We start from the raw sequence: 17,261 nt of genomic DNA on the forward strand, positions 1-17,261 counted from the left end.
TCACGGAGACCTCAACGTGAACCGAACCGCAACCATCCGCGCGACGCGTGCCCACGGCTGGATCGTGGGCGCGCGGCGCCCGGCCGCACCGGCCGTCCGTCTCTTCTGCCTCCCGTACGCCGGAGGCGGTGCCTCGGCCTATGCCGCCTGGCACGCCCTCCTCCCTGACGACATCGAAGTCTGCCCCGTCGAACTGCCGGGCCGGCTGACCCGCTGGAGCGAGAACGCCTTCGAACGGGCCGAACCGCTCGTCGAGGCGCTCGCCACCGCGCTGGAAGGCGAACTCGACGTCCCCTACGCACTCTTCGGGCACAGTATGGGCACCCTTCTGGCGTTCGAACTGGCACGGGCGCTGCGCAGGCGCGGCGCCGACGAGCCGCGCGTCCTCTTCGTCTCCGGCGGCCCCGCACCCCAACTCCCGCGTCGGCTGCCGCTGATTCACGACCAGCCGGATGACGTCGTGGTGTCCAGGCTGCGCGACCTGGGCGCCGTACCGGAGGACGCGTACGCCGAACCGGAGCTCCTCGAACTGCTTATGCCGACGATCCGCGCGGACTTCTCGGTCGTCGAGACGTACACGCATCGGCCCGAGCCGCCGCTCGGGTGCCCCGTCGTCGTCTTCGCCGGGACGGAGGACCGGGAGGTGCCGCCCGACCAGGTGGCCCCCTGGCACGAGCAGACGACGGGCGGCTTCACCCAACACGTCCTGCCCGGCGACCATTTCTTCCTGCACAGCGCGCGGACCGCGCTTCTGGACACGGTCCGCGCTGCGCTGACCGCCGCAGCCGGTCGACCGTCACAGATCGCGAGACGTGCGATCAACCCGATTGACCGACCCGAACGAAAGGAACAGTAATGAACACGATGGAAGCCTCCAGCCTGATGCTTGCCCGGTGCTGTGCCCACCTCATGTCCTTTGACGATGATCTGTTCACAGTCCTCGCCCACACTGCCGCCGTCACCGCGGGCCTCCCGGCCGAGGCCTGGGCCCCGGAGTCTGTGACAGCCGCCAAACCCACTGCGGTCCGGCTGTCGGCGATCCAGGCGGTTGGTGCGTGAGCGACAGCGACCTCCAGATCGCCGGCGACATCCTCGAGGTCCCGCACCTCATGCAGCCTCCACGGGAGCATCCGGTCACTGTCGCCGAGTTCGCCGGCCTGGCCTGCTCCATCGCGGCCGACCGCTCGCAGTGGGAGCACCTCGTGGCGTACGACGCGACCACGCGCTGGAACCACCTGCTGCGAACCGGCCCGGGCTACGAGGCATGGTTGCTGTCTTGGGTGCCGGGGCAGGGCAGCGGGCTGCACGACCACGGTCGTTCTTCCGGTGTGCTGACCGTTCTGGTCGGCACACTGACCGAGCGGACGGGACGCGGCATGCGCGCGTTGTCGGAGGGAGCACAGCGGGTGTTCGCGCCAGGGTATGTGCACGAGGTAGTGAACGACACGCTGGAGCCTGCGGCGAGTCTGCATGTCTACTACCCAGGCCTCACCGAGATGCCCATGCACACTTCCGGCAGATGTGCGGCGCACACCGATCCGCGCCCGGTGAATGCCTGACGCGCTGTCGAACCTGCGGCCGTGTCTGACTATTGCGCGGTCTGAACCGGGCCGTGCCGGAGGCAGACATTACGGCGTTCGGCACCGCCGGGGACCAATTAGCCTCTTCGGGCTACCGGTAGCAAGATACGACGCTGTCTCGCTCGGCGGCGGCAACTGCCTGCGCGGCCGGACTCGCAGGAGCAACGGCAGTGCGGGGTGCGCGGTGAGTGCCGGACACCCCGTAAAGGGTGCCTTGGGGCCTCCGCAGGGTCGTCGCCGCTGCGAGCCGCGCCCAGTCAGGTTGACGCGAGCACGGCCCACAGGAGCGTCATAGCGTGGTGGGCGCTCAGGTGTGAGAGCCCACCAGAAAATCCGGTGAGCCGATGACTGCACCGTTATGCTGCCTCGTCCTACAAGCCAGGGAGGTTCCGCACCATGAGCAGCAGCACGTTACCGTTTCCCGATCGGATCGAGCTCACAGGGGAAGGGCTCGTCCTGCGTGACTGGACGGAAGCAGACCTGGCCGCGATGCCGGATTTGTTCGATCATCCCGACATCGCGTACTGGACGCCGATGGTCTCACCTTTCGACGAAGCGGCCGCTCGCGCACGGCTGGACCGGGACCGACAGATGCGGGCGGAGGGTTCGACCATCCTGCTCGCCATCACCGTTGACGGCTGCGTGCCGCTCGGCGAGGTGATGCTGCGGCGCGCTCCAGAGGGCACAGAGATTGGCTACGCGGTCGGCCCGGCGTACCGCGGCCAGGGGCTGGCCGCGCGGGCGGTGCGGGTGATGGCCGCATATGCCTTCGAGCAACTGGGCGTGGAACAAGTGATCTTGGAGCTGGAGGCCGAAAACGCTGCCAGCGTCGCCGTGGCCACCAAGGCGGGCTTCAGCCTGCTTGACGTGCCGCTGATCGAGGGGGAGGAGAAGGGACGGCCCTATGCCCTGCAGACGTGGGGCCTGCGGCCAACATCGTCAAGCTGTTCAGGGTGACTATCCGCCGCTGACGAGGGGCGTCCGGTCTTGTTCGGGAGGGTGAGGTGGAGGCCCTGAGCACCGTGCTGGCAGCGGACTTCTCCACAATGGTGTGGCCCCGCACGATCCACAGCGAGAGTGGTGAGGGCCGTGGACTCCTGGCGTGAGCCTCCCCCAGTGCGCAGCTCACCAGGCATGCGGGAAAAACAGGGGTACAGCGTGGGAAACGATCTTCAGAAGCCCCGATGTAGCCCCTGACCAGCGAGTTCCGTCGGTGCCCCACTGGTCTCTGCAGGTGACGGAAGTCACTGCAGGGGCCCGTTTCTCGTCGTGTCCGGGTTTGTGAGGGATCGCACAGCCTGGTGGTCGACGTACTTGGCCCCGCCCGTGAGCCATGTCACGGGCGGGTCCAAGCGTTTTGATACGGGTGATGTCGAGTTGTTACCCGGGGCCTGTCGGGCTGGGCGGCGGGTGCGAGGTGCCCGGTCGGGGTCCAGGTTTCCGGTTCTTTCGTCCTGCGGCGGTGGTGGGTGCGCCGTCGTGGTCGCTCGCCACCGAGGGACAGGGTGTCCAGCCACTTTTTGATCTTCCGGACCTTCTGCCATTCGGGGCCGCCGTGCTCCAGGGCCTGCCAGTGCTTGGCGCCGGTCTCTGGGCTGATGGTGATGGTGCGCCGGCGGCAGACCTTGAGCGGGCCGACGCGGCTGGGCTCCGGGTCGACCAGGGGGAGGTGGATGCCGTGGCCCATGGTGTGGGGCTTGATGGGGCACTGGGCCTTGCCCGCCTCGGCGGGGCACATCATCCGCTGGTAGCCGTCGGCGTCCCTTCCCAGGGGCGGCGGCAGAGGATCTCCCGCTTCCGGGGTCCGCGAGTGGCCACGACGACGGGTCCTTCACCGCCGGAGGCTCTGCGGGCGTCATGGACGCGCAGCGGGATGACCTCCGGTGAATCGAGGCCGACGCCGAGCCCGAGCGCCATGAGGGTCTTACAGCCAATCGCGTTGCACCTCACCGGTTCCTCGGCTGCGGCAGGCCCCATTCCCCACAGGGTCGCCGCCCTGCTCGAACCGACCCGCCGCGGCGCCCGCGCCCAGCCCCTGATCCCGACGCTCACCGCGCTTCTTGTGGCCGCGGCCCTCCTGTGCTGCGCCGATGCGGCACATGATGTCCACCGCCTGCTGCAGCTCGCCCATCAGAGCACCGATCGCTGACCTTGTCCGCCTGCCGTGCGTCACGCCGCTGGTCGGCGTGAGGCGGGCTGCGGTGTCGTTTCGCGGTGGAAGTGGCCGTCGATGGATATGGGGGGCGGTGATGCGACCGCGGTGAGCGGGGCGCTCTCCCGGGTGGTGCGGGAGCGTGCGGTGATCACGGCCGACAGGCCGATGGCGGCCATGGCGGAGATCGCGCCGCCGAGGATGAGGCTGAAGCGGGCGCCGAGGGTGTCGGAGACCAGACCGACCAGAGGGGCGCCGACCGGGGTGCCGCCGAGCAGGACGAGGAGGTAGACGGAGACGATGCGGCCGCGCATGCCCGGGTCGGCGTTCAGCTGGGTCATGGCGTTGGCCGTGGTCATCACGGTCACTGAGGCGAGCCCGGTGGGCACGAGTACGAGCAGGAAGGCGGCGTAGCCGGGCATGAGGCCGGACAGGGCCTCCAGGGCTCCGAAGACGACCGTGGCGGTGACCAGGCGGCGGCCGGTGGGGGGTTTTCGCTTGCCGGCTCCCCTGAGCGCACCGACGAGGCTGCCGATGGCGTAGGCGGCGGACAGGTATCCGAAAGCGGCGGATCCCGAGTTGAAGACGGTTATGGCGATCAGGGAGATGGTGACCTGGAAGTTGAAGCCGAAGGTGCCGACGAAGGCGATGACCGCGATCGGCAGCAGCAGGTCGGGGCTGGCGCGGATGGCTCGGAAGGCGTCCGACAGACGGGTGTTCCCGCGGTTCTTCTCCTCGGGCGCGTGGAGTTCGTCGCCGCGGATGGCGATCAGCCCGTAGAGGACGGCGAGGTAGGAGGCCGCGTTGACCAGGAAGACGGGTCCGGTGCCCGCGGCGGCGACCGCCAGGCCCGCCACGGCCGGCCCGATCGCGCGGGCGACGTTGAACTGCGCGGAGTTCAGGCTGACGGCGTTGGCCAGGCGTTCCTTGCCGACGAGCTCGGAGACGAAGGCGTTGCGGGCCGGGCTGTCCAGCGCGGTGGCCGTGCCCAGCAGAAAGGCCAGCACGTACACGGCCCACAGGTTCACCGCGCCGGCGACCGTCAGGACGCCCAGAACCAGCGACTGCACCCCCATGGCGGACTGGGTGACGATCAGCAGGCGGCGTTTGGCGAAGCGGTCGGCGAAGACGCCCCCGGAGAGACCGAAGAGGGTCTGCGGCAGGAACTGCAGGGCGGTGAGTATGCCGACGGCGCTGCCGCTGTTGTTGGTGAGCTGGAGGACCAGCAGGTCCTGGGCGGCGCGCTGCATCCAAGTGCCGATGTTGGAGACGAGCTGCCCGATCAGGTAGCGGCGGAAGTTGCGGGCCCCGAGCGTGGCGAGTGCTTCGCTCGGGGCCCGTCGCTTTCCGCCACTGCGGACCCTGCGGTGCCGGCCGCCCACGTCGAGGGTGGCAAGTCGGGCGCGGAGGGCCTGCGTCCTGTCGCTGCTGCGGACACGGCGGTGCTTGCTCATGACCTTCTACGGGTGGGAGCCGGCGGGGACAGAGGCGTGGTCGAGGTGGTGGAACTGCGGCGCGGGGTGCATCAGGAACTCGTGGTGGGAGATGTTCCAGGCGTACGCCCCGGCCAGGGCGAAGGCGATCCTGTCGCCGACGCGCAGACGTCCTGCCTGCACTCCGCCGGCCAGGACGTCCTTGGGCGTGCACAGCTGGCCGACCAGCGTGACGGGTTCGTCCTCGGCCCGGGGGCGCTCCCAGGGCCGCTCCCAGGTGTCGTCGGGGATGACGGTGAAGGGCTGGTCGTGCTGTTTGGTGGCCGGTGTGCGCAGGTGATGGGTGCCGCCGCGCAGGACGGCGAAGGCATGGCCGTGGCTGCGTTTGATGTCGAGGACCTTGGTGACGTACCAGCCGCAGTACACGGTGACCGAGCGGCCCGGTTCGATGCGCAGGGTCAGGTCCGGGTGGCCCTCCAGCAGGCGGCGCAGGCCGGTGCCGAAGGCCGTCCAGTCGAAGCGCAGGTCGGGGCGGGTGTAGTCGACCTCCATGCCACCGCCGAGGTTGACCTCGGTCAGCTTCACGCCGTTGTGGTCCGCCCAGTCCCTCGCCCAGGTCAGGACCCGGCGGGCGAGGTCGAGATGGGTGGCGGCATCGAGGCCGCTGGCCAGGTGGACGTGGATGCCGCGCAGCCGGATGCGGGGGTCGTCGGCGATGAGGGCGAGGCAGCGGTCGAGGTGGCCGGGGTCCAGGCCGAAGGGGCTCGGCCGGCCGCCCATGGCGAGGGCCACCGGGCCGAGATCGATCGGGAGGTTGACCCGGAGCAGGACGTCCACGGTGCGCTTACCGAGCATGCCGGTGAGCAGGTGGAGCTCTTGTTCGCTCTCGATGTGCAGGCGGTCCACTCCCGATTGCAGGGCCTGTTCGAGTTCGGCGGGTGTCTTGCCGGGGCCGCCGAAGGCGATCGGCGTGCCGGGGCAGGTGGTCCGGATGTGATCGAGTTCGCCGCCGGAGGCGACCTCGAAGCCGTCGACGTGGTCGCGCAGAACGTCCAGGAGCCGGGGGTCGGAGTTGGCTTTGGCGGCGTAGAAGAGCTGGACGCGTTCGGGCAGGGCGGCACGGACGGCCGCCGCGTGCTCGCGCAGGTCCTGCAGGTCGTAGACGTAGGCGGGGAGGTCTTCCGCGGCCAGCTCGGTGACGTACTGGAGAAGTTGCTGCCTCACCGGGTCACCTCTCGGGGGAAGCCCTCGCCCAGTGGGCTGGGCAGCGGGACGTAGCCGGCGTGCCGGTCGGCCTGCCGGGACCAGCGCAGCAGCAGGTTGGCCTTGGCGGGCAGCGGTACGCCGGAGAGCAGGGCGCGCAGCCGCGGCGGCTCGCCCGCGCTGCGGGAGTAGGCGTCGAGGTGGTCGCGGACCAGGCCCCACAGAGCGGGTTCCAGGGCGGGGTCGGTGTCGGCGAGGGCGGCGAGGACTTCGGCGGTGTGGTTGACCAGGAGGCAGTAGGCCACCCGGTTCCAGCCGCGCTCGGCGTCGTACGTCATCGGGGTGCGCACGTCCTCGGGCAGGCCGGCGAGGAACGTGCGGTGGTGTTCCGGGACGAGCTTGGTTCCCTCCAGGTCGCGGAAGATCACCTGGGCGGGGGTGCCGTCGCCGCACACTCCGGCGACGACGTTCTGGAGGTGGGGTTCGAGGACGATGCCGTGCTCGAAGTAGGCGGTCAGGACGGGCGGCAGCAGCAGGCCGAGGTAGGCGTCCCACCAGGCGAGTGCGTCGCCGTCGCCGCGGGCCAGGAGGCGGGAGACGTGGGCCGGGCTGGTGGGGTGCTCGTCGGCGATCGCGGCGGCCAGCAGCGGGGTCACGCCCGGACGCAGGTGTTCACGCAGGCCGGTGCGGACGATGACGCCGAAGCCCTCCACGAGGGAGAGGCCGTCGCCGAGGGCGACGGTGCGGTAGCCCGGTTCGGCGAGCAATGAACTTCCGGCATGGGCGCGGCCGATGTCGGCGAAGACGGGGCCCAGGAGCCGGTTGAGAGCCACGGCACCCGACAGCTCGTAGGCGGCGTTCTTGCGGACACAGTTGGTCAGCCGGACGTTGAGGCTGAACTTCAGGAACGTGTCGGCGTCCGGCTGGTACAGGGTCCGCACCGAAGCGGTGGGGACGAAGTCCGGGCCCACGACGCCCGTGTCGACGATCGAGCCGGCGGCCAGGGCCTCGCGCAGAGCCGGGTGGTCGCCGAGCATCCGGTACTGCCACGGGTGCACCGGCAGGGTCACGTAGTCCCCGCGTCCGAACGGATGAAGTGCGTCGAGCCTGCTCAGGTCACCTTCCTCGCGCACCAGACGCCGGTGGACGGCGAGGTAGCGCAACGGGAAGCGGGTGCCTGTCTCCGGACCGTAGTCCAGCCAGTCCTCGGGGTCGCCGGTGCGCGACTTGGGCGAGGGGTGGAAGCGGTGCCCGAAGACCAGGGACTGCTCGGACTCCAGGTACGGGTCCTGCGGCAGAGCCGCCGTGGCGCGCTGCTCCAGGACGGTGTGGATGGTGTTACGGCTGTCGGCGACCTGGGCCAGGAACTCGTCGTTGGACACGCCGGTACGCAGTTCCAGCTCCTCCTGGATGTATCCGGCGAGCTCTCGCCACCCGATCGCGGACCAGTCCCCGCCGTCGTAGCGCTTGAGCGGGCCGTCGAAGCGGTGCGCGCCGATCAGGGAGGTGCGGCGCAGGGGGACGCGGAGCAGGATGTCGCGGCGGGGCAGCGACAGCAGCAGGTGGTCCTGGTCGACGGTGACCTGGCGCTCGGGCGCGGAGACCTCGCGGATCAGGCAGTTGAGCAGGGTGTGGGCGGTGACGACGTCGGCGACCCGGGAGGGACTGTCGGTGGTGGCGAGAGCGGCGCCGGTGATGCTGGGGACGGTCATGCGGAAGGACTCCAGTCGGTGCAAGGAGATGTGCGGGCAGGCCGGCCGGGCCCGGCAGTCGGAAGCGGGCTGTCAGCGGTTGCGGGCCAGGGGGTTGGGGACGGGAGTCCACTGGGCGATACCGGAGGCTTCGGCCAGGCGCATCGCGATGGTCGCCTTCAGCGGCAGCGTGTCGCCGAAGAACACCTCCCGGTCTGAGCCCGCATCGGGAAGGTCCGCGTAGACGCGGCGGCCGACGGCGGCCACCGCTGCCCACAGCTGCTCGGGGTCGGCTCCGTGCGTGCGTGACAACACGTGGACCAGCTCGCTGAAGACGCCGCTGAGCAGTCCGCCGAACAGCTTGGTGCGCAGCGCCGTCTCGTCGTTCCCGGCCCGCGTGCCGGACAGAGGCGGGAGCGAGAAGCCGTGGCGTGCCAGCCGTTCCGGGTGGATGCGCACGCCGTCCAGGTCCCGGTAGAGCACCCGCACCGGGCGTCCGTCGCGCAGCGCGACGAGCGTGTTCTGGCCGTGGGCTTCCAGCGCCACGCCCATGGACAGCAGCGTCAGCGCGGGCGGCAGGACGAGTCCGGCGAACTCCGCCAGCCAGGTGACCGGGTCGCCGCTCACCACGCGGGCCCCGGTGGCATGGACGGCGGTGAGCGGGACGGCGATCTCCTCCGGTCCCAGGTGCCGCTCGCTCGACTCGCGGATCATCGCCGCCAGGCTCGCCGACGGCCTGCCGTCCACGCGGATGGCGCCGCCGGCGAGTTCGCGCAGGATGCGCAGGCTCTCGCCATGGCCGGACTTGTCGACGACTGCGGTGACCAGCTCGGACAGCGGGGCTCCGTCGGCCACCTCGGCCGGGGAGATGGTTCGCCGGTAGTTGGTGACCTGCACGTCCAGTGCCGTCTTGATGTGGCAGCCGGGCAGGGCGTCGACGGGGGACATGGTCCGCATCGACAGCAGCGGGCGGGCGGCGATCGTACGGTCCACCACGGCCAGCTCGGGCTGATGTGCGAGTACGTGGTCGCGTTGCCAGGGGTGGATCGGCATCAGGACGGTGTCGCCGTCGCGCAGTTCTTGCGGCCAGTCGCCGGTGGCCTGCCAGCGGCCGGCCGGTACGGCGACGAGCGCCAGCTCGATGACGGGGTGGTGCTCGGGTGCGTAGGCGAGCACCTCGGCGACGGACAGTCCGGTGCGGGTACGGCAGCAGGGGTGCTGCGGGTGGCCGTCGACCACGGCCTGTTCGGCGTCGGCGGAGTCCCGTATCTCCCGCGGCTCGTGGTTCGCCGCGCGGGCCAGGGCCAGATTGGCGATGCTGTTGCCGAGCTCGGCGCCCAGACGTGACGCGGCCTCCGTGCGGGCTCCGAGGGCGGCGAGGAGCCGGACCGGCTCGGCGATCGGGCCGTCGGGTCCCTGCACGGTGAAGTCGGCGGGGACCGGGGCGAATCGTTCGGCCGCGGCGGCAGGGCCTGCGAGCTGCCCACCGCCCGTGAGGCGGACGACGAGGGTGCCGGCGTCGTGGTCGCAGCCGGCGATACCCGGGAGGGGTTCGCGGGCGATTGCGCCCCAGAGCCGGCCGAGCACCGTGGCACGCGCACCGGGAAGTGCGGCCATGAAGGGTTCGACCAGACCGGGGCGCACGCGGCGCAGTTCGTCGATCGTGCTGCTGTACGGCATGTTTCACCGTCCCGTGGCATAGGAAAGCAAGGGGGAGGCTGCGGAGGCGAAAAGAAGGCGCGAATGCGAGCGCCGTCCGCGATCAGCCGCCGACAACGTTACGGGATCGTTAGTTAACTGATCGCCAGGGCAAAGGAAGGCCGGCATCAGAATCGATCCAGCATTCCGTCCGCTCCATCGTGCCGAAAAATGGAAGTGTCGGCGGACAACTGGCCGTATGTCCTGCCTCGCCCGCCTCGGCGAACAGAGTGGCTGTGCCCGGCTGCTGCTTGCCCGGGAAGCGGTTATTGGATGACGAAGCCTGCGCTGTACTTTCTTAACACTCTGCTTGCACAGTGCTGTCATTTCACTGACGTTGTGCTACAGCGGGGCCCGTAGGGTCAAATGGCTGGCAGGAGACAGTAAGGAATACGGTTGTTCAGGTCCGCCGAAGGTAATTCACGCGACATTCAGCGGGTTTCTCGGCGCGACGGACCGCCTGCTTGTGAATCTGTCGGCATGCGTCTCTTACTGATCGAGGACGACGATCGGGTCGCCGGCCCGCTGATGGAGGGCCTGAGCCGTTTCGGGTTCACCGTCGAGCACGCCCGTACCGGCGCCGACGGACTTGCCGCAGCGGAAGCAGAGATGGTGCTGCTGGACCTGGGACTGCCCGACATGGACGGCATCGATGTCTGCCGGACGCTCCGCCTGCGCTCCCAGGTGCCCATCATCATGATCAGCGCGAGAAGCGACGAGGTCGACCGGGTTCTCGGTCTGGAGCTGGGGGCCGACGACTACCTGTCCAAACCGTTCGGAATCCGGGAACTCGTCGCACGGATCCGCGCCGTCCTCCGGCGTGCCGGACCCGCTGCAGCCGATCCGGTCTCGGCCATGCCCGCTTCTGCGGGCGACCGACCCGATCCAGTGGCCCGCACCCAGCAGATCGGCCCGCTGGCCATCGACCGTCGGGGCCGCCAGGTCCACCTGCACCAGACCCCCGTCGGCCTCGCGCCCAAGGAGTTCGACCTGCTCGCCTACCTCGCCGACGACCCCGGCGCCGTCCGCACGCGACAGCAGATCCTGGACGCCGTGTGGGAACCGGACTACTTCGGCCCCACCAAGACCCTGGACGTCCACGTCGCCGCGCTGCGCCGCAAGCTCGGTGATGCCGCCTGGATCGACAACATCCGCGGCGTAGGATTCCGGCTCACGCCACCCGCGGACGTCGCAGCCGCCAGGCAGGCTGAAGAGAACGTCCGAGGAGGTGACCGGTGACCCGCCGCCTCCTGCTCAGCTATCTCAGCCTTACCCTGCTGGTGCTGCTGTGCCTGGAAGTGCCGTTCGGCTACGTCTACGCGCGCGGGGAGATGTCCCGCTTCACCGGCAACGGCCAGCAGGCCGCGGGCATGCTCGCAGAGGTGCTGGAGGAGAAGGTCGAGCGGCGGGGCGCCTCCGACGTCCCCGAACTGGTGACGAACTTCGCCCGGCGCACCGGCAGCCATGTCATCGTCGTGGACAACAAGGGAAAACTGCTCGCCGACTCGCGCAACGTGGTGGCCGCCGGTACGGACCTGTCCGCGCAGCCGGACATCGCCACCGCTCTGGCCAACCGGTCCAGGTCCACAACCCGGCAGGATCCGGCTCTGGACGAAGACGTCTTCCTCGTCACCGTGCCGGGCGCCTCGGGCAGCACGGTCCGTTGCGTCGTACGGGCGTCCTTTCCCCTCACCGCGGTGACGTCCAAGGTCCATGACGCCTGGCTGGCGCTGGCGGCCGTGGGGATGGGGGTGCTGGCGGCCGTCGCGCTGATAGCTCTCGCGCTGGCCCGCTGGATCACCCGCCCGGTGCGGGCGCTGGAGCAGGCCACGACGCAGCTCGCCGACGGCACCCTGAAGGACCTGCCCGCCACCGACCTCGGGCCCCCCGAGCTGCGGCGCCTGGCCGCCAGCTTCGTCCGCACCGCAACCCGGCTGCAGCATCTGCTCAAGGCCCAGCACGCCTTCGCCTCGGAGGCGTCCCACCAGCTGAAGACCCCGCTGACCGCGCTGCGGCTGCGACTGGAGAACTTCGAGCCCCACCTCGACCCACAGGCACAACCCAGCCTCGACGAGGCGGTCGGCGAGGTGGAACGGCTCAGCCGCATGGTGCACGGACTGCTCGCCCTGGCCCGGCTGGAGAACGCGGCGACCACACCGGAGGCCACCGACCTGGACTCCGTCATCGCCGACCGCGCAGCCGTGTGGGCCGCCTTCGCCGGTGAGCACTACGTGGACATCGTCGTGGCCGGGCCGAGGATCGGCCAGGTGTGGACCCTCCCCGACGCACTGGAGCAGATCATCGACAACCTGCTCTCCAACGCGCTGCGGGTCTCGCCGCCCCAGACCACGATCACCTTGGCCACCGCCAGGGCGAACGGTGCGCCCGCAACCGTCGAACTGCACGTGATCGACCAGGGCCCGGGCATGAGCGACGAACAGCGGCGACGCGCCTTCGACCGCTTCTGGCGGGCGCACGACGCCGACCACGAAGGCACCGGGCTCGGCCTGCCCATCGTGAAGCAGCTCGCCCGCGCCTCGGGCGGCGAGGTGACCTTGCAGGCCGCACCCGGCGGCGGGCTCGATGCCGTCGTCCGCCTCAGGACCGCCGGCGCACACCGCACAGGCCATCCGCGACGTCCACGGTCGGTGATACGGGCAAGACAGGACGGAGTACCACCCGTCCCCATCGAGCGCCCGCTTGCCGTGTCCGACTGGCAACAGTGAGCGCTGGGCCGAAGATTGGCCATCTCCTAACACTGTGCTGGAGGGCCTCTGCCCCCGTGCTGCCCTTCTCAGCCGTAGGGTCGTGCCGTCCGCCGCACTCCAAGGGATACACCCATGACGACGAACACCGATCCCTCGTACACCGCAGGGGGCGAGCAGGTCGTCCCGGCCGAACCCGCACCGGAGACGATGCGACTCCTCCTCGTCGAGGACGACGACCGGATCGCCGGCCCCATCACGGAAGGGCTGAACCGCTACGGCTTCGCCGTCGACCACGTGAGATCCGGGGCCTCCGCTCTGTCGGCCTCCACCGCCGACCTTGTGCTTCTGGACCTCGGACTGCCCGACATGGACGGCATCGACGTCTGCCGGGCCCTGCGCGCCCGGTCCGCCGTCCCCATCATCATGATCACCGCGCGAAGCGAGGAGACAGACCGCGTCGTCGGCCTGGAAGTCGGAGCGGACGACTATCTCTCCAAGCCCTTCGGCGTACGCGAGTTGGTGGCCCGGATCCGGGCCGTCACCCGCCGCACCCACCCCGAGAGGCACGCCCCGCCGAACACCGGGACCGCCATGACCGGCGTGCCCGTTCAAGGCTCCCCGCATGCGCAACTCCCCGAGGAGCGTGGCGTCCAGCGCCTCGGCCCGCTGACCATCAACCGGCGCACCAGGGGCGTCACCATCGACAGCCGCCCGCTCACCCTCACTCCGAAGGAGTTCGACCTCCTGGCCCAGCTGGCAAGCGATCCCGGCGCTGTGCACTCCCGTCAGCAGATCCTCGACACGGTGTGGGACCCGAACTACTTCGGCCCCACCCGCACCCTCGACGTGCACGTATCGGCGCTGCGCCGCAAGCTCGGCGACCCGGCCTGGATCGCCACCGTCCGCGGCATCGGCTTCCGGCTGACCGTTCCCGGTGACAGCGCGTACGCGTGAACGGCGGCACGGAGGTCATGCGCGTCGGCTCAGGCACAGGAAAGGCCAGGGCCGCCATGTGTCGACGGGACGTGGCGGAGCCGGCGGATGACGCGCTCAGCTCCGGCGTGGGAATCGATCTTGGACAGCGCGGGATGGCGTCCGCTGAGCGTCCTGCTTAGCCCCTGACCGGCGCATTCCGTCGGTTCCCCACAGCACAGCGAAGAACGGGTCTCTGCAGGTGGCGGAAGTCATGGCGGGGGCCCGTTTCTCGATGCTCTGACGGTTGTGAGGCATCGCACAGCGCATCGCACAGTCCTGTCAGGACATGCACAGGGTCCCGGCGCGTGAGGTATGTCACGAACGGGGCCTTTCTGTGTTGTGCTGCGGTGCTGGGGTGCTGCGGTGCTGGGGTCGGGCCGGTCCGTGCCGCCGGTGCCAGGGGGCCGGCCGGCGTCCGGCAGGTGGTGCGGCCGGTGGGGTTCAAGGTTTGCCGAGTGGCCCGGCGCGCAGTGTGTTCAGACGGCGCCGGTAGTCGTCCTCGTCGATCTCCCCGCGGGCCAGCCGCTCCCGGAGGATGTCCTCGGCCGAGGGTGGGGCCGGGGTGTGGGTGTGCTCCTGCGGCCGGTTGAGGGCGCGGAAGAGCAACACGGCGACGGTGATGATCAGGGCCCAGAACAGGATCATGCCGATCGACATCGTCAACCAGCCCCATCCACCGACGTTGTGGCCGTACCAGAACATCATCGCCACTCACCTGCTTCGGTTCCGATTTTGTGGCCGGGTGCGGATGGGCACCCGGGGTCTGTCGTCTCCACCTGCATCGTCCCGCGGCCCGGCGCGGGGGTCCGGGGCCGGATGGTCCAAGCCGCAGGACCATTGCGCCCGTACCGTGCAGGCGGAGTGGCGCGCAGGCTGGAGGTGCACGGGCAAGGGAGGCGAGTTGGCCATGGGTGCCCTTGAGATCGTTGTCGTCCTGGCGGCCGCCGTGCTGATCGCCGCCCTGGGGCGGTACTTCTTCGGCCCGCGCCGCGTCGGTGCCGCCCGGCTGGAGGGCGGTGTGCAGCGGGTGGAGGTGACGGTACGGGGCGGCTACACCCCCGACCTGATCAAAGTCCGCCAGGGCACGCCGGTGGAGCTGGTCTTCGACCGGCAGGAGGCCGGGGAATGCACCTCCCGTGTCGTCTTCCCCGACCTCGGGGTCGGTGCGGGGCTGCCCGCCCACACCCGCACCACCGTGCGGCTGAACCCGGACCGACCGGGTTCCTTCGGCTTCGCCTGCGGCATGAACATGATCCACGGCACGCTGCTGGTCGAACCGGCCGTCGAACCGGCCGTCGAACCGGCCGTCGAACCGGCCGAGGGGCCTGCACCACCGGCCCCGGAGGGCCATGACCTCGTGCCGGCCGCACCTGCCTCCACTGCTCCCGGGGCCGGCGGGCCGCCGGCCGGAGCGGAACGGACGGCCGCCGAGTCCGAGGCCGCGGACGCCGCCGAACGACAGGCGGAGATCAAGGACCTCACCCGCAGGGTGGTGGTGGGCGCGGTGCTCACCGCCCCGGTGCTGTCCGCCGTGATGGCGCACGAACTCTTCGGCGCCGACTGGGTGCCTGCCTGGATGCTCAACCACTGGCTGCAGCTGGCGCTGATCACCCCGGTGATGTTCTACACCGGATGGCCGATCCACGTGACGGGCTGGCTGACCCTGCGCCACCGGGCCGCGGACATGAACAGCCTCATCACCCTCGGCACGAGCGCCGCCTACGGCTACAGCCTGCTGGTCATCCTGGCCCCCGCGCTGCTGCCGGAAGACGTACGCGAGGTCTACTTCGAGGCCGTCGGCGTCATCCTGACCCTGATCCTGCTCGGACGGCTGCTGGAGGCCCGCGCGAAGGCCGGCACCGGCGAGGCGATCCGCGCTCTGCTGGGCCTGCAGGCCCGCACCGCCCGCGTGGTACGCGACGGAACCGAGACTCAGATCCCGGTCGAGGACGTGCGCGTGGGCGACGAAATCGTCATCCGGCCCGGAGAGAAGATCCCGGTCGACGCCGAGGTGCTCTCCGGCTCCTCCGCGGTGGACGAGTCCATGGTCACCGGCGAGCCGATGCCCGCCACCAAGCACACCGGCGACACGGTCGTCGGCGCCACCGTCAACGGCACCGGGTCCCTGCGCGTGCGGGCGGCCAAGGTGGGCGCCGACACGATGCTCGCCCAGATCATCCGCCTGGTGCAGCAGGCCCAGGCGTCCAAGGCCCCCATCCAGCGGCTCGCGGACACCGTGTCGGCGTACTTCGTGCCCGCGGTCATCGCCATCGCGATCGGCACCTTCGCCGTCTGGTTCGCCCTCGGGCCGCCCCCGGCACTGACCCTGGCCCTGGTCTCCGCGGTTGCCGTGCTGATCATCGCCTGCCCGTGCGCCCTCGGGCTGGCGACCCCGCTGTCGGTGATGGTCGGCACGGGCAAGGGTGCCCAGGCGGGCATCCTCATCCGCTCCGCCGAAGCCCTGGAGACGGCCCACAAGCTGGACACCGTGGTCCTGGACAAGACCGGCACCGTGACCGCCGGCAAACCCGTCCTGACCGACGTCCGTCCCGTCGGCGGGTTCGACGGGACCGGGCTGTTGCGTCTGGTGGCTGCGGCCGAGGCCGACAGCGAACACCCCCTCGCCCAGGCCATCGTGACGGGTGCCCGCGGGCGCGGCCTGGAGTGGCCGGCCGCGACCCGCTTCGACTCGGTCACCGGCAAGGGCGTCCGGGCCACCGTGGACGGCCGCGCCGTGCTGGTCGGCACCGACCGTCTCCTCGCCGACGTCGGCATGGACACGGCAGCGCTCACCTCCGTCGCGGCGCACTTCTCGGCCGAGGGCAGGACCCCGGTCCTCGCCGCGGTCGACGGACGGCCCGCCGGGGTGCTCGCCGTCGCCGACACCGTCAAGGACGATTCGGCCGCCGCCATCGCCGCCCTGCAGCGTCTCGGCGTCGACGTCGTCATGCTCACCGGGGACAACGCCCGCACCGCCGCTGCCATCGCCGCTTCTGTCGGCGTCACACGGGTGCTCGCCGAAGTGCTGCCCGAGCACAAGGCGGACGAGATCCGCCGCCTGCAGGGCGAGGGCCGCACCGTCGGCATGGTCGGCGACGGCATCAACGACGCCCCCGCCCTGGCCGCCGCCGACGTCGGCCTGGCCATCGGCACCGGGACCGACGTCGCCATCGAGGCCGCCGACATCACCCTGATCTCCGGCTCCCTCAGTGGCGTCGTCACCGCGATCCGGCTGTCGCGGGCCACGATGCGCAACATCCGGCAGAACCTGTTCTTCGCGCTCGTCTACAACGCCGTCGGCATCCCCCTCGCCGCCGGCGCCCTGTACCCGCTGTGGGGCATCCGGCTCAGCCCGATCATCGCCGCCGGCGCCATGGCCCTCAGCTCCCTGTCGGTCGTGACCAACGCCTCCCGGCTCCGCCGCTGGCGGCCCCAGCCGCTTCCCGGCGCCCGGCCCGCCCGCGTACAGCCTCGTGTGGAGTCTGCGGCCGACCGGGCCATGACCAGTGACGACCGGGCCATGACCAGTGACGACCGGGCCATGGCCAGTGACATGACAGCCGGAAACAGGGTGGTGGACCCCGTCTGCGGCATGAGCATCGACAAGGCTTCCGCTCCCGGGACGCGGCACACCGCCGCAGGCGCCTACCACTTCTGCTCCGCCCGGTGCGCCGCCGCATTCGACGCCGACCCGCTCCGCTACACCGCGACCGCGTCCGGCGGCACCCGCGAGGGAGGCGAACCACGGTGACCGCCACCCCTGCTCCCCACCACACCCGCGGGCCGCACACCCGGAATCCCGGATACGCCGGGCGCAGGGC

The 17,261-nt window shown here is 70.6% G+C and carries 14 protein-coding genes; 7 read left to right on the forward strand and 7 right to left on the reverse strand.

Annotated features, from left to right (window positions below; all coding sequences use genetic code 11):
- Positions 1 to 16 precede the first annotated feature (16 nt).
- The 3 genes from ACH4UM_RS15345 to ACH4UM_RS15355 all read left to right on the forward strand — a co-directional run bounded on the left by ACH4UM_RS15345 (position 17) and on the right by ACH4UM_RS15355 (position 2,537).
- Positions 17 to 856 (forward strand): thioesterase II family protein, encoded by an 840-nt coding sequence (locus tag ACH4UM_RS15345; protein ID WP_398178283.1) that lies wholly within the window; start codon positions 17 to 19, stop codon positions 854 to 856.
- 253 nt (positions 857 to 1,109) lie between these two features.
- Positions 1,110 to 1,559 carry a cysteine dioxygenase gene (locus tag ACH4UM_RS15350; protein WP_398178659.1) on the forward strand — a complete coding sequence of 150 codons (450 nt, stop codon included), beginning with the start codon at positions 1,110 to 1,112 and terminating at the stop codon, positions 1,557 to 1,559.
- 417 nt (positions 1,560 to 1,976) lie between these two features.
- Complete coding sequence (locus ACH4UM_RS15355; protein ID WP_189289568.1) at positions 1,977 to 2,537, forward strand: GNAT family N-acetyltransferase; 561 nt, start codon at positions 1,977 to 1,979, stop codon at positions 2,535 to 2,537.
- A 379-nt stretch (positions 2,538 to 2,916) separates the two neighbouring features.
- On the opposite strand, the gene ACH4UM_RS15360 is transcribed toward ACH4UM_RS15355, so the two are convergent.
- From ACH4UM_RS15360 to ACH4UM_RS15385, 6 genes are all read right to left on the reverse strand, one after another.
- Positions 2,917 to 3,318, reverse strand: a complete 402-nt coding sequence (locus ACH4UM_RS15360; RefSeq protein ID WP_398178285.1) for a hypothetical protein — start codon at positions 3,316 to 3,318, stop codon at positions 2,917 to 2,919.
- A gap of 186 nt (positions 3,319 to 3,504) precedes the next feature.
- A complete protein-coding gene (locus ACH4UM_RS15365) occupies positions 3,505 to 3,711 on the reverse strand; it encodes a hypothetical protein (RefSeq protein ID WP_398178288.1) in 207 nt (68 codons plus the stop codon).
- 38 nt (positions 3,712 to 3,749) lie between these two features.
- Positions 3,750 to 5,186, reverse strand: a complete 1,437-nt coding sequence (locus ACH4UM_RS15370) for an MFS transporter (protein WP_398178291.1) — start codon at positions 5,184 to 5,186, stop codon at positions 3,750 to 3,752.
- A gap of 6 nt (positions 5,187 to 5,192) precedes the next feature.
- Positions 5,193 to 6,389, reverse strand: a complete 1,197-nt coding sequence (locus tag ACH4UM_RS15375; protein WP_398178294.1) for a type III PLP-dependent enzyme — start codon at positions 6,387 to 6,389, stop codon at positions 5,193 to 5,195.
- Positions 6,386 to 8,080, reverse strand: a complete 1,695-nt coding sequence (locus ACH4UM_RS15380) for an IucA/IucC family protein (protein WP_398178297.1) — start codon at positions 8,078 to 8,080, stop codon at positions 6,386 to 6,388. Before ACH4UM_RS15380 ends, ACH4UM_RS15375 begins: the two co-directional genes overlap by 4 nt.
- A 72-nt stretch (positions 8,081 to 8,152) precedes the next feature.
- Positions 8,153 to 9,739, reverse strand: coding sequence for an IucA/IucC family protein (locus ACH4UM_RS15385; protein WP_398178300.1), 1,587 nt, complete (start codon positions 9,737 to 9,739; stop codon positions 8,153 to 8,155).
- A gap of 498 nt (positions 9,740 to 10,237) precedes the next feature.
- Here ACH4UM_RS15385 and ACH4UM_RS15390 point away from each other — a divergent pair, with 498 nt between their 5' ends.
- From ACH4UM_RS15390 to ACH4UM_RS15400, 3 genes are all read left to right on the forward strand, one after another.
- A complete protein-coding gene (locus tag ACH4UM_RS15390; protein ID WP_398178303.1) occupies positions 10,238 to 10,996 on the forward strand; it encodes a response regulator transcription factor in 759 nt (252 codons plus the stop codon).
- On the forward strand, positions 10,993 to 12,483 hold the full coding sequence (locus tag ACH4UM_RS15395) for a sensor histidine kinase (protein WP_398178305.1): 1,491 nt from the start codon (positions 10,993 to 10,995) through the stop codon (positions 12,481 to 12,483). The genes ACH4UM_RS15390 and ACH4UM_RS15395 overlap by 4 nt, the downstream gene beginning before the upstream one ends.
- A 189-nt stretch (positions 12,484 to 12,672) precedes the next feature.
- Positions 12,673 to 13,419, forward strand: a complete 747-nt coding sequence (locus tag ACH4UM_RS15400) for a response regulator transcription factor (protein ID WP_398178662.1) — start codon at positions 12,673 to 12,675, stop codon at positions 13,417 to 13,419.
- A gap of 462 nt (positions 13,420 to 13,881) precedes the next feature.
- Here the strand turns inward: ACH4UM_RS15400 and ACH4UM_RS15405 are convergent, their stop codons facing one another.
- Positions 13,882 to 14,145 (reverse strand): SHOCT domain-containing protein, encoded by a 264-nt coding sequence (locus tag ACH4UM_RS15405; protein WP_398178308.1) that lies wholly within the window; start codon positions 14,143 to 14,145, stop codon positions 13,882 to 13,884.
- 202 nt (positions 14,146 to 14,347) lie between these two features.
- Here ACH4UM_RS15405 and ACH4UM_RS15410 point away from each other — a divergent pair, with 202 nt between their 5' ends.
- Positions 14,348 to 17,191: a heavy metal translocating P-type ATPase gene (locus ACH4UM_RS15410; RefSeq protein ID WP_398178311.1), complete on the forward strand. Its 2,844-nt coding sequence runs from the start codon at positions 14,348 to 14,350 to the stop codon at positions 17,189 to 17,191.
- Positions 17,192 to 17,261: the final 70 nt, after the last annotated feature.

Origin of the sequence: Streptomyces sp. NPDC020801 (assembly GCF_044334385.1) — a bacterium.
Lineage (GTDB): Bacteria > Actinomycetota > Actinomycetes > Streptomycetales > Streptomycetaceae > Streptomyces.